Origin of the sequence: Desulfofundulus thermosubterraneus DSM 16057, assembly GCF_900142025.1 — a bacterium.
Taxonomy (GTDB): Bacteria; Bacillota; Desulfotomaculia; order Desulfotomaculales; family Desulfovirgulaceae; genus Desulfofundulus; species Desulfofundulus thermosubterraneus.
On record NZ_FQZM01000015.1, the window covers coordinates 12952 to 36272 of the forward strand.

20 protein-coding genes and 1 other annotated feature are annotated in these 23321 nt (G+C 54.0%); of the genes, 3 read left to right on the forward strand and 17 right to left on the reverse strand.

The genetic code is table 11. The annotated features are described in order from the left end of the window. Positions 1-23: 23 nt before the first annotated feature. The 3 genes from BUA65_RS06750 to BUA65_RS06760 are packed head-to-tail and all read right to left on the reverse strand — an operon-like array spanning position 24 to position 4006. Positions 24-1580: a hydantoinase/oxoprolinase N-terminal domain-containing protein gene (locus tag BUA65_RS06750; protein ID WP_072868294.1), complete on the reverse strand. Its 1557-nt coding sequence runs from the start codon at positions 1578-1580 to the stop codon at positions 24-26. Further along, positions 1577-2671: an S-methyl thiohydantoin desulfurase family protein gene (locus BUA65_RS06755; RefSeq protein ID WP_072868295.1), complete on the reverse strand. Its 1095-nt coding sequence runs from the start codon at positions 2669-2671 to the stop codon at positions 1577-1579. Before BUA65_RS06755 ends, BUA65_RS06750 begins: the two co-directional genes overlap by 4 nt. A gap of 12 nt (positions 2672-2683) precedes the next feature. Then, positions 2684-4006 (reverse strand): purine-cytosine permease family protein, encoded by a 1323-nt coding sequence (locus BUA65_RS06760; RefSeq protein WP_072868296.1) that lies wholly within the window; start codon positions 4004-4006, stop codon positions 2684-2686. A gap of 550 nt (positions 4007-4556) precedes the next feature. On the opposite strand from BUA65_RS06760, the gene BUA65_RS06765 reads away from it, so the two are divergent. From BUA65_RS06765 to BUA65_RS06775, 3 genes are read left to right on the forward strand one after another with little or no spacing between them, the layout of a single operon-like run. Further along, complete coding sequence (locus BUA65_RS06765) at positions 4557-5942, forward strand: sigma-54 interaction domain-containing protein (protein ID WP_207543868.1); 1386 nt, start codon at positions 4557-4559, stop codon at positions 5940-5942. A gap of 12 nt (positions 5943-5954) precedes the next feature. Then, entirely contained in the window at positions 5955-7055 is a 1101-nt protein-coding gene (locus BUA65_RS06770) for a DUF917 domain-containing protein (protein WP_072868298.1), read from the forward strand. A gap of 42 nt (positions 7056-7097) precedes the next feature. Continuing rightward, entirely contained in the window at positions 7098-8378 is a 1281-nt protein-coding gene (locus BUA65_RS06775) for a hydantoinase/oxoprolinase family protein (protein ID WP_072868300.1), read from the forward strand. Positions 8379-8452: 74 nt separating this feature from the next. Here BUA65_RS06775 and BUA65_RS06780 read toward each other — a convergent pair whose 3' ends face one another. The 14 genes from BUA65_RS06780 to BUA65_RS06845 all read right to left on the reverse strand — a co-directional run bounded on the left by BUA65_RS06780 (position 8453) and on the right by BUA65_RS06845 (position 23249). Further along, entirely contained in the window at positions 8453-9049 is a 597-nt protein-coding gene (locus tag BUA65_RS06780; protein ID WP_072868301.1) for a DNA-3-methyladenine glycosylase, read from the reverse strand. Position 9050: 1 nt separating this feature from the next. After that, positions 9051-10832 carry a PHP domain-containing protein gene (locus BUA65_RS06785; RefSeq protein ID WP_072868303.1) on the reverse strand — a complete coding sequence of 594 codons (1782 nt, stop codon included), beginning with the start codon at positions 10830-10832 and terminating at the stop codon, positions 9051-9053. A gap of 376 nt (positions 10833-11208) precedes the next feature. Next, positions 11209-11472, reverse strand: a complete 264-nt coding sequence (locus tag BUA65_RS06790; RefSeq protein WP_072868305.1) for a cell division protein ZapA — start codon at positions 11470-11472, stop codon at positions 11209-11211. An 85-nt stretch (positions 11473-11557) separates the two neighbouring features. Then, the gene (gene pheT / locus BUA65_RS06795; RefSeq protein WP_072868306.1) at positions 11558-13984 is read right to left on the reverse strand and encodes a phenylalanine--tRNA ligase subunit beta; all 2427 of its coding nucleotides are present in this window, start codon (positions 13982-13984) and stop codon (positions 11558-11560) included. A gap of 22 nt (positions 13985-14006) precedes the next feature. Next, positions 14007-15008, reverse strand: coding sequence for a phenylalanine--tRNA ligase subunit alpha (gene pheS / locus BUA65_RS06800; protein WP_439328935.1), 1002 nt, complete (start codon positions 15006-15008; stop codon positions 14007-14009). 241 nt (positions 15009-15249) lie between these two features. Further along, on the reverse strand, positions 15250-15342 hold the full coding sequence (locus BUA65_RS17880; RefSeq protein ID WP_072868310.1) for a YqzL family protein: 93 nt from the start codon (positions 15340-15342) through the stop codon (positions 15250-15252). Between the two features lie 210 nt (positions 15343-15552). Next, positions 15553-16389 (reverse strand): TrmH family RNA methyltransferase, encoded by an 837-nt coding sequence (locus BUA65_RS06810; RefSeq protein ID WP_072868312.1) that lies wholly within the window; start codon positions 16387-16389, stop codon positions 15553-15555. A 4-nt stretch (positions 16390-16393) separates the two neighbouring features. After that, positions 16394-17038: a potassium channel family protein gene (locus BUA65_RS06815; protein WP_072868314.1), complete on the reverse strand. Its 645-nt coding sequence runs from the start codon at positions 17036-17038 to the stop codon at positions 16394-16396. A 9-nt stretch (positions 17039-17047) separates the two neighbouring features. Then, on the reverse strand, positions 17048-18385 hold the full coding sequence (locus BUA65_RS06820; protein ID WP_072868388.1) for a TrkH family potassium uptake protein: 1338 nt from the start codon (positions 18383-18385) through the stop codon (positions 17048-17050). A gap of 532 nt (positions 18386-18917) precedes the next feature. Continuing rightward, the gene (gene rplT / locus BUA65_RS06825; RefSeq protein WP_072868315.1) at positions 18918-19277 is read right to left on the reverse strand and encodes a 50S ribosomal protein L20; all 360 of its coding nucleotides are present in this window, start codon (positions 19275-19277) and stop codon (positions 18918-18920) included. Positions 19278-19306: 29 nt separating this feature from the next. Beyond that, positions 19307-19501 (reverse strand): 50S ribosomal protein L35, encoded by a 195-nt coding sequence (gene rpmI / locus BUA65_RS06830; RefSeq protein WP_072868317.1) that lies wholly within the window; start codon positions 19499-19501, stop codon positions 19307-19309. Between the two features lie 15 nt (positions 19502-19516). Beyond that, positions 19517-20131 (reverse strand): translation initiation factor IF-3, encoded by a 615-nt coding sequence (gene infC / locus BUA65_RS06835; protein ID WP_072868319.1) that lies wholly within the window; start codon positions 20129-20131, stop codon positions 19517-19519. 183 nt (positions 20132-20314) lie between these two features. Next, positions 20315-22225, reverse strand: a complete 1911-nt coding sequence (gene thrS, locus BUA65_RS06840) for a threonine--tRNA ligase (protein WP_072868321.1) — start codon at positions 22223-22225, stop codon at positions 20315-20317. 95 nt (positions 22226-22320) lie between these two features. After that, positions 22321-22569 (reverse strand) — a binding site (T-box leader). A gap of 80 nt (positions 22570-22649) precedes the next feature. Then, entirely contained in the window at positions 22650-23249 is a 600-nt protein-coding gene (locus BUA65_RS06845; protein ID WP_072868323.1) for a DUF445 domain-containing protein, read from the reverse strand. Between the last annotated feature and the right edge of the window lie 72 nt (positions 23250-23321).

A 23321-nucleotide genomic window follows, 5' to 3' on the forward strand; every position in this document is an offset into this window, starting at 1 on the left:
CCTTTTTTGATATTTTATACTGACTATACTTGCCTCAAATCGCCCGCCGCCTTAACCCTTATGCGCGTCGCGTTGCCGGGAAGGTATGCCAACGGCACATCTTCCACCTCCACAACCTGCACTGTGGAGGGTTCGGCCCCGGCCTTTACCGCTTCTTCACAAGCCATGGCCCTGGCTTGTCTTAGAGCCTCTTCGCGGCTTATTTCACTGAGGGCAAATATCCGTTCCACCTGACCGCTTACCTGGGCAATGGCAGCTCCCAGGGCATTGGCCACATCGTAGTGGGCTGGACGAATTATCTTTGATACTCCTTCTATCTCATCTGTAACAAGGATACTCCCACCCCCAACAAGTATAAGGGGTAAGGGTTCGGCTGAAAGTTTCATTTTATCAATTGCCTCATTAACAAGCTGCATCATTTTGTGCAGGCAACGCCGGGCAAAATTTTCCTCTATATGGCTTACCAGCGAAGGATCGCCAATCTCCGCCAGGCCCAATCTTACGGCAATGTCGGTAGCAGTCAGGACGTTACCACCAAAAACAAGGGCTTCCTCCGTTAACCGGTAACCCACGCTTTGGGGGCCGACCCGGATATCCCCATTTACTTCCTGTATAATCGTTCCTCCGCCCAGCCCAATGGAAATCAAATCAGGCATGCGGAAGTTGGTGCGCACCCCTCCTATTTCTACGGCCACTGAGGATTCCCTGGGGAAGCCGTTAACAATTACCCCAATATCACTGGTGGTGCCTCCTACGTCCAAAACAATGGCATTTTGCTGCCCGCTTAAAAAGGAGGCCCCACGGATGCTGTTGGTTGGCCCGCAGGCAATGGTAAAAATAGGATAACGGATGGCGTAATCAATGGACATAAGCGTACCGTCGTTTTGACACAGGTAAACCCGGGCGTTTTTAACCCCTTCCTGCTCCAGAGCGGTCTTAAAACCGAGGGCTGTGGTCCGGGCCACTTCTGCCAGCGCCGCATTTAGAATGGTGGCGTTTTCTCTTTCGAGAAGCCCAATGGAACCAATTTCATGGGATAAGGAAATGGGGATGTTGCCCAGTTCGTTCTCTATTATCCCGGCCGCCCGTTTTTCGTGGTCGGCAGATATGGGAGAAAAGACCGAGGTTATGGCTACTGCATCAACCTTGCTTTTGAAGGCCCGGGCTGCAGAGCTTACCTCCTCAGGGTCAAAGGCCGCAATCTCGCGGCCGTCAAACTCATGGCCCCCGCTTACCAGGTAATACTCTTCACCGATTGCCTTTACCAGGTCAGGCGGCCATGCAGCCATGGGAGCTATAGCACCGGTAGCCGGTTTCCCAATGCGCAGTATGCCCACGCGGCATAGTCGCTTGCGCTCGACTATCGCATTGGTACAATGGGTTGTTCCCAGCATGGCGTAAGCAATTTCATCTTTGTTGATGCCTGCCTCGCTTAAAACTCTGCTCAATGCCGTATAAATTCCCGTAGTTACATCTTTGGTAGTGGGGGTTTTAACCCTGGCTATGAGGTTAAGCTTCTCATCAATAATTACTGCATCCGTGTTGGTACCACCTACGTCTATGCCGAGCCGGTAACTCACTGCTTTTCTCCTCCTTGCGCCAGCACTTCCACCGGTACATAATCGAGATCATAACCGAAATAGCGGGGCCCTACTGTTTCCAGACCTTCAGGTGTACGCCATTTTTCGTCGCAAGGTATGCCCAGTACAAGAACACGGTTGCCATACCTCAGCCCTTCCGTAGTAATGGGTATGGCCGTTTCCAGATTGACAATGCATATCAGGTCGGGCACGGTGGCCACTACCCTTTCTCCCCTTATGGCAACGAGGTTTTCATTCTGAAACTTGACCTGTAACACTTCGCCTTTGTATTCCTCTATTCCCTCGATTTTAGCTTCACCCCGGGCAAAGCCACCTTCCGTCCGCCGCAAAACATCAACTACTTTACCTTTGAACAGCTCAAAGCCACCGGTTGCTTTGAGAAGGGCTTCAGCCGGGTTTTCCCCGCGCTGGCGGGCTTCACGAATCACCTTACCTATTTTCGCGGAATAAGATACAATATTTTTTATGCCGGCCTTTTTAAGTACCTTTCCCGTCATGGGGTAAATGCTCAACATAACCGAACCGCCCATGACCACGGTGGCGTTCCTGGCCAGGCTTTCGGTCCAGAAATTGCTAATAGTTTCCAGAATGATGGTATTTCCCTTCTCGTCGGCAATAACCATGGGAGTGGCCGATACCCCGTAGAGGTGGAAAGTAACCATCTGCAGTTCGGGGAAGGCACGTCCCATGCCATCGCAATCTACAAGAGGTATACCCAAACGTGCGGCAACGGCAATAGGGATCATGGAATTTACCCCGCCCGCTTCAATGGGCATGGTGGCAAAAATATCTTTGCTCAGGTAGTTTTTAAGCCCATTAAAGGCCCGAAAAACTTCCTCACCGTTTGGTACTTTTTCGATCAGGACGGTAGGAGCTCCCATCATGGCCGTTGGCACTACCACCGCCTCGTCCGGCACCTCGTCGGGGCTTATAAGGGTGACCGGGCCGCATTCCTTTACGGCCTGGAGAGCCATAAGTTTTCCCAGGTAGGGGTCGCCGCCCCCACCGGTACCCAGGAGGGCGGCACCTATGGCAATGTCTTCAATGGTCTGCGCATCAATCCTGGTCATTTTAATTCCTCCTTACGCTTTCGAGTCTATGAAACGAATGGTTTCCCGGCCGCTAAGGGCAGCACACAATTTCATTCCTACCCAGTAAACTATTCCAGCAGCGATCAGGGAATTCAGGGCTGGAATACCGCCCTTGATAAAATAACCTACCAGGAAGCCTGCCAGCCAGGCCAATAAGGCCAGAGGATTCAAACGTTCGGAGACTGCCGGTAAACTGTTTTGCAGGCGGCTTTCTTCCAGTTCCTTTCTGAAGCGTTTGAGTATAAAGTAGTCAACCACCATAATACCGCCAATAGGAGGTACAGCTACTCCCAGTAAGACCATGAAGCTAATAAATTTATCAAGAATGCCCAAAATTGAAAGTGTAGTTCCCAATACCCCAATAATAAGGGTAATTACGCCGCGATTGGCTTTATATCCAAAAGCCGCATCCAGAAAGTTTGTTACTCCTAACGAAGCAACATAAAGATTAAGGTCATTTATTTTAATTGTGGAAAATATTACCAGAAGAGCAGCCAGCCAACCTCCGAGTTTATACATGATCACAACTATATCACTGCTCTTCACCGCATGAGACATCATGGCCCCGAGGAAATTGATAATAATCTCTCCCAGCAATAAACTTAGCAATGTCATCCAGAAAACATCCCTGGCATTGCGGTTGAATCTGCTGAGGTCAGGTGTTACAACTGCGCCTACCATAAAGCCCCCGGCAACCATGGTGGCTCCCACCCCTATACTCAAAGGCGAACCAGAAGGAGCAGAAGTAAACAACTCTGATACGTTATAATGTCCTATCATTTGATAGGTGGCATAGAATAAGGCCAGCAAAAAGGCAGGAACAGCTATATTTGCCGTGTAACTCAACATGCGGTAACCATAAACTACGATAACGGTAATAGCCAGGCCGGTGATGAGAGCCATCAGCTGGAAATTGCCCCTGCCGCCAAAGGCAGCGATAAGTCCATTGGCAAAAATGGAATTTTGAATACCAAACCACCCGATACAGGAAATGCCTATTATAAGGCCGATGATACTTGAACCGAGTTGCCCAAAGCCCGTCCACCTGGTGAGAAAGCTGGTAGACATCCCTTCCCAGGCCCCAGCCACACCCACCAGGAAGCTTACAATTTCCAGTATCACTACCCCCAGAATTGTGGCCAGTATGGCATCTCTTACCGTCATCCCATGCCCCAGGACAGCTCCTGTCATGAGAAGGGGCAAGCATACCACTCCGCCAAAACGAATCATAAAGACCTCCCACATGGGGCGCCGCGCACCTAATGGTATGCGGCTTAAAGCGAAATCGTCAGTACTTTGTTTAAGCACTACCATCCTACCTCCCTGAAAATATTCTGGACGCCGTAGTGTTAGAGCAAGAATTGTACCAGCATTTTCAACACCGGAAAATGATGTGGATAACGGATTCCGGGCGGCAAGCCAGGGTTGAGACAGGAAATTTAGATATTAGAAATGCGAAATATAACGCTATTGGCAGGGTTGTTTTTTCATTTATTTCTCATTTTTCTCTTGTTTTTTCATGTTTTCATAGTTAGAATAAATGATAAATAATAATCAAATGTGAAAGCGGAAAGTATGGTGTTAAGCGTTGAAAGGTAAATTTAAAGTAGATTCTTTTCTTCATAACCTTGCCTCGTTATTCAATTGCCAGGTGGTCTGGTGGGATGCTGAACAAATTCGCGGAATTTTTGCACCTCTAAAAGTACCGGCTCCTTCATTAGACCACCTCAAGAGATTTCTCTCTTTTTCTCATCCTGTGGTTGTTACCAGGGGTCGACACTTCCTCTGCACTGATTGTCCTGATGAACGGTTTTGCTCCTGGCATTATGAATTTTTTGTTCCCCTTGGACTTTGGGGTGAGGCAATGGGTGTTGGGTGGCAGTTTGGGGAACCCGCGCCTTTTGCCGATAGCCCTTCCTGGCTCAAGCTTATGGTAGATATAAGCAGTCTCCTGGCTTCTATACTGCAACAGGAAAAAAGCCGGTCCCTGGGAGAACTTTCGCGGCAAGCGGTGGAACTATGCGGTCAACTGCTGGGGGAAGGGCTTATACTTTTTGATGACCGGGGGGAGGTGATTTATCAAAACGAAATTGCTAACGAACTAAATCTTTACAGGCAGCTCAGGGAAGGGATCGACATAAATAAGCTGCTGCAGAACAGGAAAGAAACGGAGTTGCTTTTAAATAATTCTTTACCTGTACGCTTTCGCCCGTTCTATTACGATCGCGATTACCTGGGGGGAGCGGTATTTACCCGGCGGGAAAGGCGAGAGGTTAAAAACGGTGCTTTCGAACCCCGAGAACAGGCAGGACTGCCGAAGGTGATTTGCAAAAACCCCAAACTCGTCAAGGCTATATCTATCGCCCGGCAAGTGGCACTTACTGATTCCACCATTCTGCTGCGGGGAGAAAGCGGTACGGGGAAGGAGATGTTCGCCCGGATCATCCACGAGAACAGTCCCAGAAAAAAGGGGCCGTTTATAGCTATTAACTGTGCAGCCATTCCCGAGAACCTGTTAGAAAGTGAGCTTTTCGGTTATGAAGAGGGTTCCTTCACCGGCGCGCGCCGGGGGGGTAAGCCGGGTAAGATAGAACTGGCCCACAGGGGTACACTCTTCCTGGACGAGATTGGCGACATGCCACCGGCCCTTCAGGCCAAGCTGTTAAGGGTGCTCCAGGAGAAAAAGATTGAAAGGGTAGGAGGAACGAGGCCTGTTCCCATTGATGTCCGGATTATTGCTGCCACCCATCGCAATTTAGAAGAAATGATTGCCACCGGACAGTTCCGGGAGGACCTGTTTTACCGGTTAAGCGTAATTCCCATATATATTCCCCCGCTGCGGGAAAGACCGGAAGACATTGAACTATTGCTCTACTATTATGTAAAGAAATACTGCATCCTTCTTAACAAGGAGTTTAAAACCTTTACCTACGATGCCCTGCAGCTTTTGAAGGCCTACCCCTGGCCGGGGAATATCCGGGAACTGGAAAATACCGTGGAATACATTGTAACGGTAGATGATAAAGAAGAAATTGGAGTGGAAAGTTTACCCTTGCCCATCAGGAGGTTCTACCCGCCTCGATCTTCGTCTGAAAGGAAAAATATGCATACTGGCAGGATCAGCCGCGAAGAGCTGGCCGAGCTTTTGGAACGTTTCGGGTATTCCACGGAAGGAAAGAGGGAGCTGGCCAGGTACCTGGGCATCAGCCTGGCGACCCTTTACCGGTGGCTTAAAAAATACAAGCTGTAAGGGGTGCATGGAATGCAAGCAATAGACGATAAATGGATAGAACCCCTTCTGTACGGAGGTATTTTTCTCGGCTCTGGCGGCGGAGGAAAAACCAAAGTCATGGCTCTCCTTTTACAGGAACTATTAGCTGATAAGGGCGCGGTCGGGCTAATTCAGCTCGAAGACCTCGAACCGGAAGGTGTGTACGCCGCTGTGGCCATAATGGGCTCCCCGGAACTGGCGGAAGAAAACCTTCCTGCCGGGCACGAAGGGGTTAGAGCCTTAGAACAGCTTAAAGGCTTAACGGGGAAGGAATTTCTGGCCCTGGTAACGGTGGAAGGTGCAGGTGTGAACATCCTGTATCCTCTCCTGGTCGCCAGGCGGACGGGGCTTCCCCTGGTGGATGCCGATGCCATGGGGCGTGCCTTTCCTGAATTGCAAATGACGACTTTTCATTTTGCCCAGCTTACGGGTACTCCCCTGGTCCTTATTGACAGCCGCGGCCGGGAACATATTTTTTCTGAAGAAGACAATTTTTTGCTGGAGCTGAACACCCGCCAGGTGGTGGGAGAAGGAGGCGGGGTTGGCTTTTTTGCCGGCTTTCCGACCACGGGCAGCGTACTAAGGAGAATACTTATTCCCAGGACCATCTCCTTTGCCGCCGAACTGGGCCAGGTCTTTATTAATCCCGGTTCTTATTCTCACCTGTTAGAACATCTAGTTGTGATTACCAAAAACTCGCTTTACGGCAGTGCAATTGAGCTTTTCATTGGGTTTGTCCAGGATATCGGTAAAATAGAAACCCTAAAGTGGCGTACCATCACCCTGAGGGGAAGCGGTCCCTATACGGACGAGGAGTTTAAAATCTTAATACAGAACGAAAACCTTATTGCTTACCGCAACAACCGGGTGGCAGCGATGGTGCCGGACTTGATTTCGTTCATAGACCTGGAAACTTTAAAACCCATAAATAATAACGACGTAAGCCCGGGGATGGAAGTAGCGGTGATTGGCATGCCCGCACCTGCCCAACTTAAAACCAAAAAAGCCCTCAATGTAGTGGGGCCCCAATGTTTTGGCTATAAATCCGGATACGAGCCGCTAGAAAAGCTATATTTCTCCTATTACTATTAATTATCCCGCATTAATTATCCCGATTAGGCGTGGTGTTAAACAGTGAAGGGAAATCTTGTCCTGATTTTTCAAGGAAAAAAATTAAACCTGCTTTTTGGCCGGGAAGGAATTGTGCTGGCAGAAGAAAAATGTCCCGGTGCGGTCCATCCCGAAAACCTCAATAATTTCCTGTATAATAACGGAATAATTCCTGCGTGTGTTGAAAGGGTGCTTGTTGTAGCCGACCTGACGGACCTGCTCTCCAGGACAGAAAGCCCTTTAGGGTATTTCCGCCTATCTTCCACTCCTATCGAACTGTCGCCGGTAAGTGAGTTGCTAAAGAGAAAAAATTTAAAACTCTACAGCTTTCACTTACCTTTACCGAGCCAACCCGGATATCGCTCTCAACTGGAAAGAGCCCTGACGGATCTGGCGGAGCTTCCGGTTAAGAGCATTGCCGTAAACTCCGCCTTTTCTCCCATCGATTCCAGCCCTGAGCAAAAACTAATAGAGGCGGCGGAAAACCTTTTCCCGGGCAGATTTTCCTTTTATCCTTCATACCATTACAATGTTTTAAACTTTCTCTTGAGGGAAAATGCGCTTTTGATCAATACCTTTCTTTTGGAAAGCGTGAAATCTTTCCGGTCCTGGTTGGAAAACTTGCTCACCTGTTCCGGCATATCAGCTCCTGTTTACTTTTTGAAAGGTGATGGTACCTTGACCAGCTGCCGCGTGGCAACTACTTTTCCCCTGTTGACCTGGCAGGCCGGTGTTTCTTCCTACCTGCTGGGGAGCAGCTGGTGGCTCGGCCAGGGTGAAACCTTTGTTGTTCTCCCCGATAAGAGGGGGGTAAGATTGAGTATTACAGAACGTTATTTGCCCAAATTAGCGACGGGCTTTACGCATTTTTATGGGGTAGAACTTGCCGGTAGCTATCCTTGCGTAATTTACTTTAAAGAAAAACCGGCCCCCCATAAATGGGAAGAAACGCTTGATGCCTTGAACCCTTTCCCAGGTCCCCTTCCCCTGGTGTGCTTTGCACCGCCTGCAGAGATTCCCCGGGTATTCCGGTACCCGGTTTTGCTGCCACCCGCAGGCCCCACCTTACAAGGGGCGGGGGTGCTTGTTGCACCCTACGGGATAGAAATAGAGAAGGTTTTTTTCTTTACCCATCACCGCCGAATTCAGGTGGAAAAGCAGGAACTTTGGGATATGGCCCTCTGGCAACTAAGGGAAGATGGAGTGGAGCTTAAGGAAATCAGCTATCAATTTGAAGAAATCCCCTTAAGGTACCTGCCGCAAAATGCCTGCAGGTTAAGGCTAAAAGTTTTGGGGAGGCTTTAAGCCGCCGCCCTCCAGGTTACCGGATAGTCCGGCCAACCGTACTGTTTTTCCAGGAGCAGAGAGAAGCGGGCGCTTCATTTTTTAGAAACATAAGCGCTATCCCGCAGATAAAAACGCAGGGGCAATGCAGCCCCTTCTTTGATCCCGATGCGGGTGGTGGTGACCACCGGGAGAGGTTTCCCATCCCCCCGGCAGAGGAAAAGCGGGCCTTTAGTTAAATCGCAACCGTTATGCTCCCGGGTGATGCCCATGGCCTGCACCAGGCGGGCCGGCCCGCTGCACAACTCGGCCAGTTTTTCCCGCCCCCGCCTGGCCCGCATGAGCTCAATCCCCGCCACCGGCTCCAGTGCCCTGATCAGCACCGCCTCCCCCACCCCTTCTTCCCGGGTGACCACATTAAAACAGTAGTGCATGCCGTAGATAAAATATACGTAGGCATGGCCGGGCGGGCCGAACATCACCCGGTTGCGGGGAGTCATACCCCGGGAGGCGTGACAGGCAGGATCCCCCTGCAAATAGGCCTCCGTTTCCACAATCAGGCCGGCCGTTAAGCCTTCGCCGCTGTCGTGGACCAAGTAGTGCCCGATTAACTCCCGGGCCACCAAAACGGTATCCCGCTCGTAAAAGGAGCGGGGCAGGACCAGTGAGAAATCGATTGTCTTTTCCCCCATACTACCCCCTACTGCTTCCCAGCAGCTTTAATAAATCCGGCAGGTCCAGGGTGTTCACCACGTCCTCCGGACCCAGCCAGGCCCGGCGGGCCACGGCCACCCCGTAGGGCATCTCATCCAGGCGCCTTAAATCGTGGGCATCGGTATTCACGGCCAGCTTTACGCCGTAGTCCCGGGCCAGGCGGGCATAGTGTTCGTTGAGGTCCAGGCGATCTGGAGAAGAATTGATTTCCAGGATCTTTCCGTATTTTGCCGCCGCTTCCAGGATTCTTTCCATGTCCAGGGCATAGGCTTCCCGTTCACCCAAAAGGCGGCCGGTGGGGTGCCCGATAATATCCACGTGCTCATTTTCGATGGCCTGCAGGACCCGGCTGGTGAGGGTCTCTTTATCCTGGCGAAAGCCGCTGTGTACCGAGGCCACCACCACGTCAATTTCGGCCAGCACTTCGTCGGGAAAGTCAAGACCACCCCTGGCCAGAATGTCCACTTCAATCCCCGTGAGGATGCGAAAGTCATTCTCCGCTTCGTTCAATTCCCTTATTAAGCTGTGCTGTTCCTGCAGACGCTCCAGGGACAGGCCCCGGGCAACGGTGAGGGAATGGGAGTGGTCAGTAATGGCCACGTAATGGTAACCCTTCTCCTTTGCCCGCTGCGCCATCTGGAGGATGGAATTGGCCCCGTCGCTCCAATCGGTGTGCACGTGCAGGTCGCCCTTTACGTCCTTAACCTCTAAAAGCCGGGGCGGATCCCCTCCGGCAGCCAGTTCCACCTCTCCCCGACCTTCCCGCAATTCAGGAGGCACGGGCCACAAGCCCAGCCGGCGGTAGATGTACTCTTCCTCCCACGGCAGGGGTGCCCCGGGAACCGGAGGAACGGGGGCGGGTGCGTCTTCAAGGGCGGACTCATCATTGCCCGAAGGAGAGTCTTTACCAACCAGTCCCCGCATATCCAGATGATAGCCCCTTTTTTCGGCCAGGGCCTGTAACTGGCACCAGTGTTCGGCGCTTCCCGTGGCCCATAACAGGACAGCCCCGTAGGCTGGCAGGCCAACCACCCGCAGTTCCACCGGCACTCCCCACCAGGTCTGAACCCGTATCCTGTCCTTTTCCCGCACCAGCACTTCCCTTACCCGGCGGTATCCCGCCAGGGCGTTAAACAATGGCTCCGGGTCTTCCGCCGCGGCCACCAGCTGTATCTCATCAACCGTTTCCTGCCAGCGCCGGATCTCGCCCGCCACCCCTACTTTATGCACACCAGGGACATCCTGAATGCAGGAAGCCAGTTCACCGGCTATTTCCCGGGCCAAAGGCAAAAGGATGCGCCCCTGCCGGCTGCGCACCAGCTCGATGCTGCGCAGGATCTCCTGCTCGGTTTTGACCCCCATTCCTCTAAGCGCCCGTACTTTTTTCTCCCGGGCCGCCTCTTCCAGTTCTGCCAGGGAGGTGATGCCCAGCTGTTCGTGTAAAAACCGCGCCCGCTTAGGTCCGATGCCCGGAAGGGCCATCACTTCCAGAATTCCCGGAGGCCATTTCCGGCGGAGCTCCTGCAGTTTTTTCATCTCACCGGTGGTGATCAATTCACCAATTTTGGCCAGGATGTTTTTGCCGATGCCGGGAACACTGGCCAGGGTACCCCGCCGGTACAGCTCCACAATCGGTTCTTCAAGGCCGGCAATCGCTTTGGCCGCCCGGCGGTAGGCCCGGATTTTGAAAAAATCCTCGCCCTCAAATTCCAGAAGATCTGCCAGCTCCCGGAAGGCCCAGGAGATCTCCATGTTTTGCATGGTCCTTTTACCCCTCAAGGAAAAATAACATTTTTGTAAGCTATCGTTAGACATATTTACCTTACCAGGAATTTTTCCTTTTGGCAAACTGTAAATGTTCAGTCAACCCGCTTAAGGCACGGCCCAGCACTCACCACAATATGACTCTGCTCCCGGTGTTTCAGGTTTAATTGACAAATCAGGTTTTGGGAAGAGCTAGTATTCCAGTGAGTGCTGGGTCCCCGCTCACTCATGTGCTCCGCGCCGACAGCACCACGGTTCGCTTCGGGCCGCCCAGCACTCACTGAATAAGCTATGCGGCGGAGGTCAAATTATCCGAAAAAAAATCCGCCTGGCTATCACGGATAGCAGGCGAAGAACCCAAAAGCCTGAGCTCTTATTTCGCTTTTCTGTCCATCTCCAAAAGTTCGGCCAGCTCGTCGTACTCCTTCTGCAGCTTCATCAGCTCATCGGCGATGTTCAGGGCAGTGAGCAGTGCAGCTTTGGACAACCCTAAACGAGGGTTGCGGGTTACTACCTGGCGTATTTTCTTGTTAACATACTGGGCTAGCATCCGCAGGTATTCCTCCGGTTCATCGCCCTTTAAAACATAGTATTCGCCAAAAATCTCCACCTCAACCCGGGTTTCCTGCTTGCCCATAGCCGTTCCCCCTGGTTTTCAAATTCTTATTGCTTTCGGCGTTGACCGGGGAAACTCCTGCCGGCACGACAACTTTTTCTTACTTTTACTTTCTCAGCTCAGCTCCCACCTCCCTGACCAAGGCGGCAGATATGGCCTCGGTTTGAGCGGTTACTTCCGCGTCGGTAAGGGTGCGGTCGTCGGCCTGGAAAAGCAGGGAAAAGGCCAGGCTGCGGCAACCCTCCCTTACCTGCTCTCCTTCATAAACATCAAAAAGTTCCACCGACCGCAGCAGATGGCCGCCGGCCCGGCGAATCACCCGCAGCACATCGGCCGCGGGAACTTCCCGGCTCACCACCAGGGCTATATCCCTCTTCACGCCGGGGAAACGGGGCAGGGGACGGTATTGGGACGGCTTACCGGCCAGGGCAAACAAAGCGGCCAGGTCCACCTCAAAAGCGCACACCCGCACCTCCAGCTCATATTCCTCCAGCACATCGGGGTGCAGCTCTCCCACTATCCCCAGCGTTTCCCCCTGCGCCTTGATCCGGGCGGCGCGACCGGGATGAAATGCGGAGTTTTCCTTTTCCCTCTCGAAGGTCAGGCCGGGCAGGCCCAGTTTTGCGGCCAGCACTTCCAGAACCCCTTTGAGGTAATAGAAATCCAGGGGCGTAGCCGACCGGTTCCACCCCGCAGCCCCCTGGCCCATGGCCGCCGCGGCCAGCATCGGGCGCTCCTCGGGAAGGGCTTCCCCGCCCTGGGGAAGGAATACCCGGCCCACCTCAAAGATAGCCCCGCTGGTTACCCGGCGGTTGAAATTGCGCTCCAGCACCTCTAAAAGACCGGGCAGGAGCATGGTGCGCATGACCGATTGCTCCACGGAAAGGGGGTTTTGCAGCTTCAACGTATGGCGCAAGGGGCTGTCCTGTGGCACTTTAAACCGGTCAAATACTGCGGGATTCACAAAACTGTACGTAACCACCTCGGTCAGGCCGCACTCCACAAGCACCTCTTTTAAACGCTTGAGCAGTGACTGTTCCCTTGTTCTCGCCCCCCGGGTGGTGACCCCAAAGGGCAGGGTGGCCGGTACCCGGTCATAACCGTACAGCCTGGCCACTTCTTCGATCAGGTCGATCTCCAGGTTAATGTCCACCCGGTAGCTGGGTACGTTTACCAGCAGGTCCTGACCCGCGTCCTGTACCGTAAAGCCGAGACGGGCCAGGAGGTTAACCGTCTCTTCCCGGGGAATATCCGCCCCCAGGATGTATCCCACCCGCTCGGGACGCAAGATGATGGGCTTTCTGGCCACCGGAGAGGGATAATTATCCACCGCTCCGGCCACTACTTCCCCGGCACCAATTTCCACCAGCAGGGAGGCAGCCCGGTTGGCGGCAGCCAGACATCCTTCCAGATCGATCCCTTTTTCAAAACGGGTTGAAGACTCGGAACGCAGGCCCAGGGCCCGGGATGTACGGCGGATGCTGGTGGGATGGAAGTAAGCCGATTCCAGCAGGACAGTGGTGGTGTTCTCCGTGACCTCGGTATCCAGCCCTCCCATAATCCCGGCCACGGCCACCGCTCCACCGGGATCGGCAATGACCAGCATTTCAGGTTCCAGGTGCCGTTCCACCCCGTCCAGGGAAACGATTACTTCCCCCGGGTGTGCCCGGCGGACAATGATGTGGCCATCTTTCAACCTATCGTAGTCAAAGGCATGCAGGGGCTGGCCCAGCTCCAGCATGACATAGTTGGTAATATCAACCACATTGCTGATGGGGCGAATGCCGGCGGCCCGCAGGCGTTCCTGCATCCACAGGGGTGAGGGGCCCACCCTCACATTGGTGAAAAGCCGGGCCACGTAGCGCCGGCATAGTTCCGGTTCCAAAATGTCCACCCGCACCCGCCCCTCAAGGGAGCTGCCCGGCATCTCCTGAACTTCCAGCCGGGGGAAACGCAGGGACTGCCCGAGCAAGGCGGCCACTTCCCGGGCCACCCCAATCATGGACAGGCAGTCACCCCGGTTGGGAGTGAGATCCAGCTCGAAAATGACATCATCCAGCCCGAGGACCGACCGGATATCCAGCCCCAGGGGAGTATCCGCAGGGAGGATCATGATTCCGTGGGCCTGGTCGGCGGGCATAGTTTTTGGGTCTAGACCCAGTTCCTGGCCGGAACAAAGCATACCCCGGGACTCCACCCCCCGCAGTTTGGCTCGCTTGATTACCAGCCCCCCGGCCAGCCGCGCCCCTTCCAGGGCTACGGGAACCACGTGCCCTTCCCGGACGTTGGTAGCACCGGTAACGATCTGCCGGAGCTCAGGCTCTCCGGTGGCGACCAGACAAATCACCAGCTTATCGGCATTGGGGTGGGGTTCTATTTTGACAATGCGTCCGGTAACCACGTTGCTGATCTCTTTTCCCGGCTCCTCCAGGCCTTCCACAGCCAGGCCAGCCATGGTCAGCCGGTCGGCCAGTTCCGCCGGGCTGATGGGTATATCCACATATTCTTGCAGCCATTTAAACGAAACCCGCAAAGCTTAATCATTCTCCTTTCTGCTAAAACTGGGCCAGGAAACGCAGATCGTTGTCAAAGAAGAGGCGCAGGTCATCTATGCCGTATTTGAGCATGGCGATACGCTCGATACCCATGCCAAAGGCAAAGCCGGTAACCTCGGCAGAGTTATAGCCGGACATTTCCAGAACCCGGGGATGCACCATGCCGCAGCCCAGGATTTCCAGCCAACCGGTGTGGGAGCATACCCGGCACCCCTTACCGCCGCACATGACACAGGAGATATCCACCTCGGCGCTGGGCTCGGTAAAGGGAAAGTAACTGGGGCGAAAACGCGTCCTGGTGCTCTCGCCAAACATTTCCCGGGCAAAGACATCCAGCACCCCTTTTAAATCTCCAAAGGTTATCCGCCGGTCCACCGCCAGCCCCTCCACCTGGTGGAACATGGGTGAGTGGGTGGCATCGTCATCCCGCCGGTAAACTTTCCCCGGGGCAATGACTTTCACCGGCACCGCCGGCGCAGTACGCTCCATGGTACGCACCTGCACCGGAGAGGTATGGGTGCGCAGGAGCACCTCGGGACCGATGAAAAAGGAATCCTGCATGTCCCGGGCCGGGTGGTCCTTGGGCAAATTCAGGGCCTCAAAGTTATAATAGTCCAGTTCCACCTCGGGCCCCTCGGCAATGGAAAACCCCAGTCCCAGAAAGATTTCCTCGATTTCCTCCTGCACGGTAGTAAGGGGGTGCTTTTTACCCGGCAAAAAGGGCGTCCCCGGGAGGGTTATATCAATGCTCTCAGCCGCCAGGCGCGCCTGCTTAAACCTGGCTTTAACTTCCGCCGTGCGCTCCGCCAGTTCTTTTTCCAGCACTTCCCGGATGCTGTTGGCCAGCTGGCCGATCCTCGGCCTCTCCCCGGCCGGTAGAGCATTCATTCCCCGCAGCACCCTGGTAAGTTCACCCTTTTTGCCCAGGTAACGGATGCGGATTTCCTCCAGGGCTTCCAGGCTATCCGCCCGGGCTAAAGCCTCCTTTGCCTCGGCCGCCATTTTATGTAACTGTTCTTCCAAGACTAGTCCTCCTTTTTACCCTCTTTTCTCTCTAAAAAACATAAAAACCGCCCCTTTTTCGGGACGGAAATTGTTCCTTGTCGCGGTACCACCCTTATTGTTTATGCCCGGACTAAAACTTCGCTCCGCACAATGGAGAATTAAACTGCCATGCGTCCCATAATGTAGCCTTAGTGTGAAAGGGGTGACCGTTCAATTATATTATTTTCAAACCAGGCCTTTAGTGTACGGCTAACCTCCGGTACAGGATGTAGGCGCGGATTGAACCAGTCGCTTCGAACAGCCTCCAAAAAAATTCGGCGGTTAAAAACATTTAACCACGACCTTTCCCTGTTTTTTGGGGACCCTTCGGTGTTGATTATATCACAAGCCCCCGCTTAAAACAAGGAAGTTTCCAGAAAAATTCGGGAACAGCCTGTTACCGTGAACGCAATTTAAAGCCCGTGTAAATGTTCAGTGAACTCTACTGGATGCGGTGCTGTCCTCGCTCACTCTACTGCTTCGCGTAAGATGCGCACCGTGGCTAGCTTCGGATCGTCTCTGGCTCTCTGTGGATTGCTTGGTCCTGACTGTAGCCCATCCGCTGGCGTACCGCTTCATAAAGCATGATGGAAGCGGCTACAGCCACATTCAGGGACTCGGCCCGCCCGGGCATGGGGACCGTGGCCAGCAAATCGGCGCAGGCCAGCAGTTCCGGAGAAAGACCCCGGGCCTCACTGCCTACCATTAGGGCCAATGGGCGGGTCAAATCCACGGTGGGGAGAGGTATGCCGCCTGCAGGAACACCGGCCACCAGCACAAGGCCGGCTGTCTTTAAACGGACCAGCACATCCTCCCCTTCCCGTACGGCCGCTACGGGAAGGTGAAAAAGGGAACCCATGGTAGCCCGGATGGTTTTCGGGTTGTATAAATCCACCGTCCCGGGAAACAAGATCACTCCACCCGCACCGGCGGCGTCGGCACTGCGGATAATGGTGCCCAGGTTGCCCGGGTCCTGAACGCCGTCAACCACCAGCAAAAGAGATGGCCCTGCCGCCAGGGTTTCCTCCAGGGTGTAGCCGGGTTTTTCCACCACGGCCAACACCCCCTGGGGAGTAGCCGTATCAGCCAACTCCGCCAGCAGCTTTTCCTCCACCGGCAAGAGTTGAATCCCCCGCTCCCGGGCTGCCTCAAGAAGAACAGCGGCCCGTTCGCTCCCGGACGGGCTATAAACGAGCATTTTTACCGGCCATCCGGACGAAAGTGCCTCCTCTACCAGGCGCACTCCTTCCAGAAGAAAGTGCCCCTCCTTATCCCGCTGGCTCCGGCGGGCCAACCGGCGAAGATACTTGACCTGCGGGTTGGCTTTGCTGCGGATCATGGAACTAGCCCCCGAGGGTTCTCAGCTTCTCGTTACGCCCCAGGGCCACCAGGATATCTCCTTCATTAATCACCTGCCTGGCACCGGGGGAAATGATAATCTCCTCACCGCGACGGATGGCCAGGACGGTAACACCGTATTCCCGGCGCATGGCCGATTCCTGCAGGGTTTTACCCACAAACTCGGGAGGAGCCATAAGCTCAACAATACTGTAATCAGGAGAAAGATTGATCTGATCCAGGATATTTTTGGAGACCAGGGCGTGGGCCACCCGCACCCCCATATCCCGCTCGGGGAAAACCACCATATCGGCCCCCACCCTTTGTAACACTTTGCCGTGAAGTTCGGTGACCGCCTTGGCCACCACCCGGGGAACACCCATTTCCTTGAGCATAACGGTGACCAGAATGCTGGACTGCACTTCCTGGCCGATGGCCACAATGACCACATCAAAATTTCTCAGGCCCAGGGATTTCAGTGCCTGCTCATCCATGGCATCCACACACACGGCGTAGGTAACCTCGTCGGTAATGGCATTTACCCGCTCTTCGTTGGTATCCACCGCCAGGACGTCATAGCCCATGCGGGCAAGGGTCCTGGCCACGCTGGAACCAAACCGTCCCAGCCCGATAACGGCAAATTGCTTCATGATCCACCCCTACCCCACCATAATTTTTTCTTCGGGATATCGCACAGCAGTTTTGCGCCGGCGCTGGGCAAAGGCATAGGCCAGGGTCAGGGGACCCAGGCGGCCGGCAAACATGGTGAAAATAATGGCCACCCGGCCCAGGGGAGTCAGTTCGGGAGTCAAGCCCATGCTTAAGCCGACGGTACCAAATGCGGAAACGGTTTCAAACAAAGAGGCCAGGAAATCACCGCCTTCGGTAACACTTAAAAGCAGGGTTACCGTGCTTACCAGCAGAATGGCCCACAGGGTAACCGAAAGGGCCTTATAAACCTGCCACGGGGGAATGCGCCGGCGGAAAACCTCCACATCCTCCTTTCCCTTGCTTAAAGACCAGAGGGTAATTCCCAGAAGGGCAAAGGTGGTGGTTTTGATCCCACCACCGGTGGAACCGGGAGAGGCCCCTATAAACATCAGTATAATTATGAGAAACTGGGTAGCTGGATTCAAATGTCCAATGTCCACAGTGTTGAAGCCGGCTGTACGGGGGGTAACGGCCTGAAAATAAGAGGCCAGGATCTTCCCGGATAAAGGCAAATCGCGCAGGATATGTCCCCACTCCAGCAGGCCAAAGAGGAGGGCACCACAGAAAATGAGCCATCCGGTTACCCGCAGGACCAGTTTGGTGTGCACGGACAGGCGGCGGGTGCGCGGGTAGTTGTAGAGTTCCATAACCGTGGAAAAACCCAGCCCGCCCAAAATAATGAGAGTGGTCACGGATAGGGTAACTACCGGATCGCTTACATACCCGGTAAGGCTTCTGAAATCCCCCAGCAGATCAAAACCGGCGTTGTTAAAGGCCGAAACGGCATGAAAAATACCCAACCACAGGCAGCGGGGGAAACCGTAATCAAAGTAAAACCGCAGGGATAAAACTACGGCGAAAAATCCTTCGGTGAACACGGTAAAAAGTAATACGGCCCGCACCAAACGGACCACTCCCGCCACCCGCAGCTGGTTTAAGGACTCCTGAATGATCAGGCGCTCTTTGAGACCGATGCGCCTGCCCATGAGGATAAAAAATAAGGTGGCCATGCTCATGAAACCCAGCCCGCCAACTTGAATCAGGGCCAGGATGACCGCCTGGCCGAAGACAGACCAGTAAGTACCGGTATCCACCACCACCAGGCCGGTAACACACACCGCGGAAGTGGCGGTAAACAGGGCGGTGAGAAAATCCGTGTACGTACCGGATCGGCTGGAAACAGGCAGCATGAGCAACAGGGTACCGGCCAGAATTACCCCGGCAAATCCTAGCACCAGCACCTGAGGAGGGCTCAATTGCAATGGAAAGCCCTTTTTTGTATCCATACGGACCGTTTTGCGCCTGAAGTCCAACTAAATCGACCTTCTTAACAGTTTATACTTATACACTTTATAGAAAACCGCCCTTGAAAACCCCCAGCCTTGTTATGGATCGAGCGGGGCATCGCCCGATAGGGCGATTAGTACTTCTCAAACATTTGCTCGTATGGTATAGTGTACTTGCATTCTTTGACAATCAGTATGTGGTTGCAGCGGGTCAACGGGCCGCTGTGTAAAACTGATTCCCGAAAGATTCTGGTGCTTTGAAGTAAGCACGTATCTACGTAGCCGCAAGGTGAAGTAGTAGATGCCCATGGACCGGGCCTCCCGGCTCAAAGCCGGGTGTAGCTCACGAGGAAGGCGTAAGACCTGCGATTTTGCGGGCGGCTTTCCGATGACATGAGAAACCTTCGGAACGAAGCTCCCGGGCTCGTTCCAGGGGAGGTTCACAGAAGTAAATCTACAAAAAACTAAGAGCATGGTTACCACCATGCTTAGTTTTTGCGTTGGGAATTTAAAATACTGCTGGATTATTAAGTTAAGAGCCCACCTTTGATTTGGCCACTTCCACCAGCTGCCCGAAGGCCCGGGCATCGTTAACGGCGAGGTCGGCCAGCATTTTGCGGTTAATTTCCACCCCGGCCTTGCGCAGGCCGTTCATCAAGCGACTGTAAGTGATGCCATTCATCCGGGCGGCAGCATTGATGCGGGCAATCCATAGCCTGCGGAAATCCCGCTTTCTGGCCCGCCGGTCGCGGTAGGCATAGGCCAGGGATTTCATAACCTGCTGCCGGGCTATCCTGTAAAGCTTGCTTTTTGCCCCCCGGTAACCCCGGGCCAGTTTAAGAATTTTTTTGTGTCGCTTGCGGGATACCACACTGCTTTTGGCGCGTGGCATGATCATCTCCTCCTCGAAAATTCTTGGACTTAGTAGGGAAGCAGCCTCTTAAGCCTCTTCATATCCGCGGCGCTGACCGGGGCAGCCTGAGCCAGCCGGCGCTTGCGCCGGGCACTCTTTTTACCCAGCAGGTGACTGTGAAAGGCATGCATGCGCTTTACTTTGCCAGTGCCGGTCTTTTTGAACCGTTTGGCTGCACCACGATGTGTCTTGATCTTGGGCAAGGAAGGCACTCCTTTCTATTCCTGATTAACTTCTTGCTGAATTTCCTGTTTAGTTTCCTGCTTGCTTTCCGGTTTTATATCCTGCCGCGGGGCCAGGATCATGACCATATTTTTTCCTTCGAGCTTGGGCTGTCTTTCAATAATGGATAAGTCCTTAACCTGTTCGGCCAGGCGCAGCAAAAGCTGGTGCCCGAGTTGGGTATGCATAATTTCCCGGCCGCGGAACATAATGGTAGCCTTTACTTTGTCGCCCTCTTTTAAAAACCGGGCTGCATTCCTGGCCTTGACCTGAAAGTCGTGTTCCTCGATGCTCGGCCGCAGTTTGACTTCCTTGATGTTAACGATGCGCTGCCTTTTCTTGGCCTCTTTTTCCCGCTTGCTCTGTTCATACTTATACTTGCCGTAATCCATAAGCCGGCAAACCGGAGGTTTGGCCTGGGGAGCGATTTCCACCAGATCCAGTTGCCGTTCCTCTGCCAGCCGCAGGGCTTCCCGCACGGGCATAATCCCCAGTTGGTTGCCCGATGGGTCGACCACCCTTACTTCCCTGGCCCGAATCTCCTCGTTTACCCGGAAGTTTTTGGTAATATCTATGCACCTCCTGGAATTAATAAAAACAAAAACGGGCATACTCCACCCGCTTAAAACAATAGAACCTATGGTCACAACAAACCCCGAGACAGCCTACCAACGGGCGTCATGGGGTGAGAAGCGGATGGCTTCTTCTTACAGGCAGTTTTATCCTTGCAATTATAGCATGGTTACAAGTTCCCCGTCAAGGGGCCTGGAAACAACCCACCCCTTCATACTTTCCTAACCAATAGCTTTAGTACGAATTTCCTCCAGAATGCGGGCGACAAATTCCTCCAGGGGCTGGGTCCCCTCGTCGCCCCGACTGCGCTGGCGAACCGCCACAGTGCCTTCCCGGGCCTCCCTGTCACCCACCACCAGCATATAGGGTATTTTTTGTGCCTGGGCCTCGCGGATTTTGTAATTCACCTTTTCATTGCGGGCGTCCAGCTCTACCCTGATGTTTTCCTTTTCCAGCCGCTCCACCACCTGACGGGCGTAGCTGGCATGGCGGTCGGCAATGGGCAGAACCCTGACCTGGACCGGGGCCAGCCAGGTGGGAAAAGCGCCGGCAAAATGCTCGGTCAGGATACCGATAAAACGTTCAATGCTGCCGAACACCACCCGGTGGATCATCACGGGGCGGTGCTTCTGGCCGTCCTCGCCCACATAGGTGAGGTCAAACTTCTCGGGCATGAGGAAATCCAGCTGAATGGTGCCGCACTGCCAGGTGCGCCCCAGGCAATCCTCCAGATGGAAGTCAATCTTCGGCCCGTAAAAGGCCCCGTCCCCTTCATTTACTTTATACTTCATCCCCCTGGCCTTCAAGGCCTCCTCTAAGGCGGTGGTAGCTATCTCCCAGATTTCGTCCGAGCCCATGGACTTTTCGGGACGGGTGGAAAGTTCCACCTTATAGTTGAAACCAAAGATGCCGTAGAAATAATCCACCAGGTCAATGACCCCGATGATCTCTTCCCGGATCTGGGAGGGCAGCATGAAGATGTGGGCGTCGTCCTGGGTAAAGCAGCGCACCCGCATGAGCCCGTGGAGCACCCCGGAAAGCTCGTGGCGGTGCACCAGGCCCAGTTCCGCCAGGCGTATGGGCAGTTCCCGGTAGCTGTGCAGGCGGCTCTTGTACACCAGGATGCCGCCCGGGCAGTTCATGGGCTTGATGGCGTATTCCACGTCATCGATGCGGGTGAAGTACATGTTTTCCCGGTAGTGCTCCCAGTGCCCCGACCTTTCCCACAGGGACCGGTTTAAGATAATCGGCGTGCGGATTTCCTGGTAGCCCCGCTTGTAGTGCTCTTCCCGCCAGAATTGTTCCAGCTGGTTGCGCAGGACCATGCCCTTGGGATGGAAAAAGGGAAAGCCCGGTCCTTCCTCCTGGATGCTGAACAGGTCCAGTTCCACGCCCAGCTTCCGGTGGTCCCGGCGTTTGGCCTCTTCAATCCGGAAAAGGTATTCTTCCAGCTGGGACTTCTTAGGAAAAGCGGTGCCGTAAATGCGCTGGAGCATCTTGTTTCTTTCGTCGCCCCGCCAGTAAGCCCCGGCCACGGAAGTGAGCTTGAAGGCTTTCAGCCGGCCGGTAGAAGGAATGTGGGGACCGGCGCACAGGTCCACGAATTCCCCCTGCTGGTAATAAGAAATCACCGCATCTTCCGGCAGCTCATTGATAAGCTCCACCTTGTATTTTTCCCCGGCGGCAGAAAACCGCTCCAGCGCCTCCTCCCGGGACACTTCAACCCTTTTAAAGGGAAGATCCTCCTTCACAATGGCCTGCATTTCCCTTTCAATTTTCTCCAGGTCCGCAGGCGTGAAGGGCTTTTCCGCATCAAAGTCATAGTAAAACCCCTCGGCAATGGCCGGGCCGATGGCCAGCTTGACATCCGGGTAGAGACGCTTTACGGCCTGGGCCATGACGTGGGCGGCGCTGTGGCGGAAAGCATCCCGCCCCGGCTCATCTTCAAAGGTGTAGAACTCAACGGCGGCATCCCTGTGTAGAGGGTAACTCAAGTCCACCAGCCGCCCGTCCACCGCCGCCACCAGGGCTTCCCTGCCCAGGCGGGGGCTGATGTCCTGTGCTATGCGATTCAAAGGAGTACCAGGTTCGTATTCCCGCACGGAATCATCTTTTAAGGTTACCTTGACCATAACAAGCAGTCCCCTTTCTGCCAAATTAACTTACGCTGTCCCTCCAGCGTTTTTAAGGGCAGCTTACCCCCAACCCAAAATAAAAAACGCCCCTTTTCAGGGACGAAAAATTCCGCGGTTCCACCCTGCTTGGCGGCCGGACAAAAGCAATATACCGGCCAGCCCGCCTCAAAGGTGATAACGGCACCTCACCGGCCCCGCTTAGTAACCGCTCCCGGCAGCGTTCGGCAGGGCAGCTCCAGGGTGGTTTTCAGCCCCTACCATCCAGGGATGCTTTCAGCCGCGGCACCCCCTCTCTGGGGATGGACGTTTCAGGGCCTACTCTTCCCCTTCATCACCGTTGCTTTATGCTTCGTTCGTTATTATATTGGGAATCTATGCTTATGTCAACCGCAAGGCACCCAGAAGGATTTTGGCACAGTGACTATCTATAAAACCAAAAAATGCCCACCTGCATAAGGCCAATCACAAAACCCAAAAATCCTCCCAGAATTTCAATATGTTTTAGCTCCCGGGAAGAAACGGAGATGATGATTTTTTCCAGTTGTTCCAGAGAAAAACTGTTAACCTGCTCCTCCACTACCTTCGACAAACAAAAATCTACCTTCAGCTTTTCCCCAAAACGGTCTATCAGTTCCTCAACCAGGGGTGGCAATTCCCTTCTGATCTGTTCAGCCAGAGCATCAGAAATAATTCGCCGCAGGGACAGGGGTAAGAAACCGGGCAACCTGTCCATCACCCTGACACGGACTGCCGTATTCACGGAAGAGATCAGGTCTTCGTTTAATTGTTCTGAGCGCAGGTAGTTGAGGAGTCGTTCCTTGGGAAGCAGTTGCTCCTCAATTACCTTGCCGATAACCCTGGCCAGCTCCCCACGCCTTTTGGGCACTACCCCCTGGATAGTGTAACCAAGCACACGAACTGGTTTGTGGGGACGAAAAATCAGCCGTACCGCCAGCCAGTTGGTGAGCCACCCGATCAGCGCCCCTACTACCGGCAACAGCACGGCCTGTGTCCAGTGCAAATCCTTCTCACCTCGTTCTGGTGCTCTCAAAAATTACATCAGAACAAATATACCAGAACAAAAAAAAACGGG

Coding starts and splice junctions, on each gene's coding strand:
- BUA65_RS06755 (WP_072868295.1), bottom strand. CDS start 2,671: ATGACCAGGATTGATGCGCAGACCATTGAAGACATTGCCATAGGTGCC.
- BUA65_RS06760 (WP_072868296.1), bottom strand. CDS start 4,006: ATGGTAGTGCTTAAACAAAGTACTGACGATTTCGCTTTAAGCCGCATA.
- BUA65_RS06765 (WP_207543868.1), top strand. CDS start 4,557: ATGGGTGTTGGGTGGCAGTTTGGGGAACCCGCGCCTTTTGCCGATAGC.
- BUA65_RS06770 (WP_072868298.1), top strand. CDS start 5,955: ATGCAAGCAATAGACGATAAATGGATAGAACCCCTTCTGTACGGAGGT.
- BUA65_RS06780 (WP_072868301.1), bottom strand. CDS start 9,049: ATGGGGGAAAAGACAATCGATTTCTCACTGGTCCTGCCCCGCTCCTTT.
- BUA65_RS06785 (WP_072868303.1), bottom strand. CDS start 10,832: ATGCAAAACATGGAGATCTCCTGGGCCTTCCGGGAGCTGGCAGATCTT.
- BUA65_RS06790 (WP_072868305.1), bottom strand. CDS start 11,472: ATGGGCAAGCAGGAAACCCGGGTTGAGGTGGAGATTTTTGGCGAATAC.
- pheS (WP_439328935.1), bottom strand. CDS start 15,008: ATGGCGGCCGAGGCAAAGGAGGCTTTAGCCCGGGCGGATAGCCTGGAA.
- BUA65_RS17880 (WP_072868310.1), bottom strand. CDS start 15,342: ATGTTTTTAACCGCCGAATTTTTTTGGAGGCTGTTCGAAGCGACTGGT.
- BUA65_RS06810 (WP_072868312.1), bottom strand. CDS start 16,389: ATGATCCGCAGCAAAGCCAACCCGCAGGTCAAGTATCTTCGCCGGTTG.
- BUA65_RS06815 (WP_072868314.1), bottom strand. CDS start 17,038: ATGAAGCAATTTGCCGTTATCGGGCTGGGACGGTTTGGTTCCAGCGTG.
- BUA65_RS06820 (WP_072868388.1), bottom strand. CDS start 18,385: ATGGATACAAAAAAGGGCTTTCCATTGCAATTGAGCCCTCCTCAGGTG.
- rplT (WP_072868315.1), bottom strand. CDS start 19,277: ATGCCACGCGCCAAAAGCAGTGTGGTATCCCGCAAGCGACACAAAAAA.
- infC (WP_072868319.1), bottom strand. CDS start 20,131: ATGCCCGTTTTTGTTTTTATTAATTCCAGGAGGTGCATAGATATTACC.
- thrS (WP_072868321.1), bottom strand. CDS start 22,225: ATGGTCAAGGTAACCTTAAAAGATGATTCCGTGCGGGAATACGAACCT.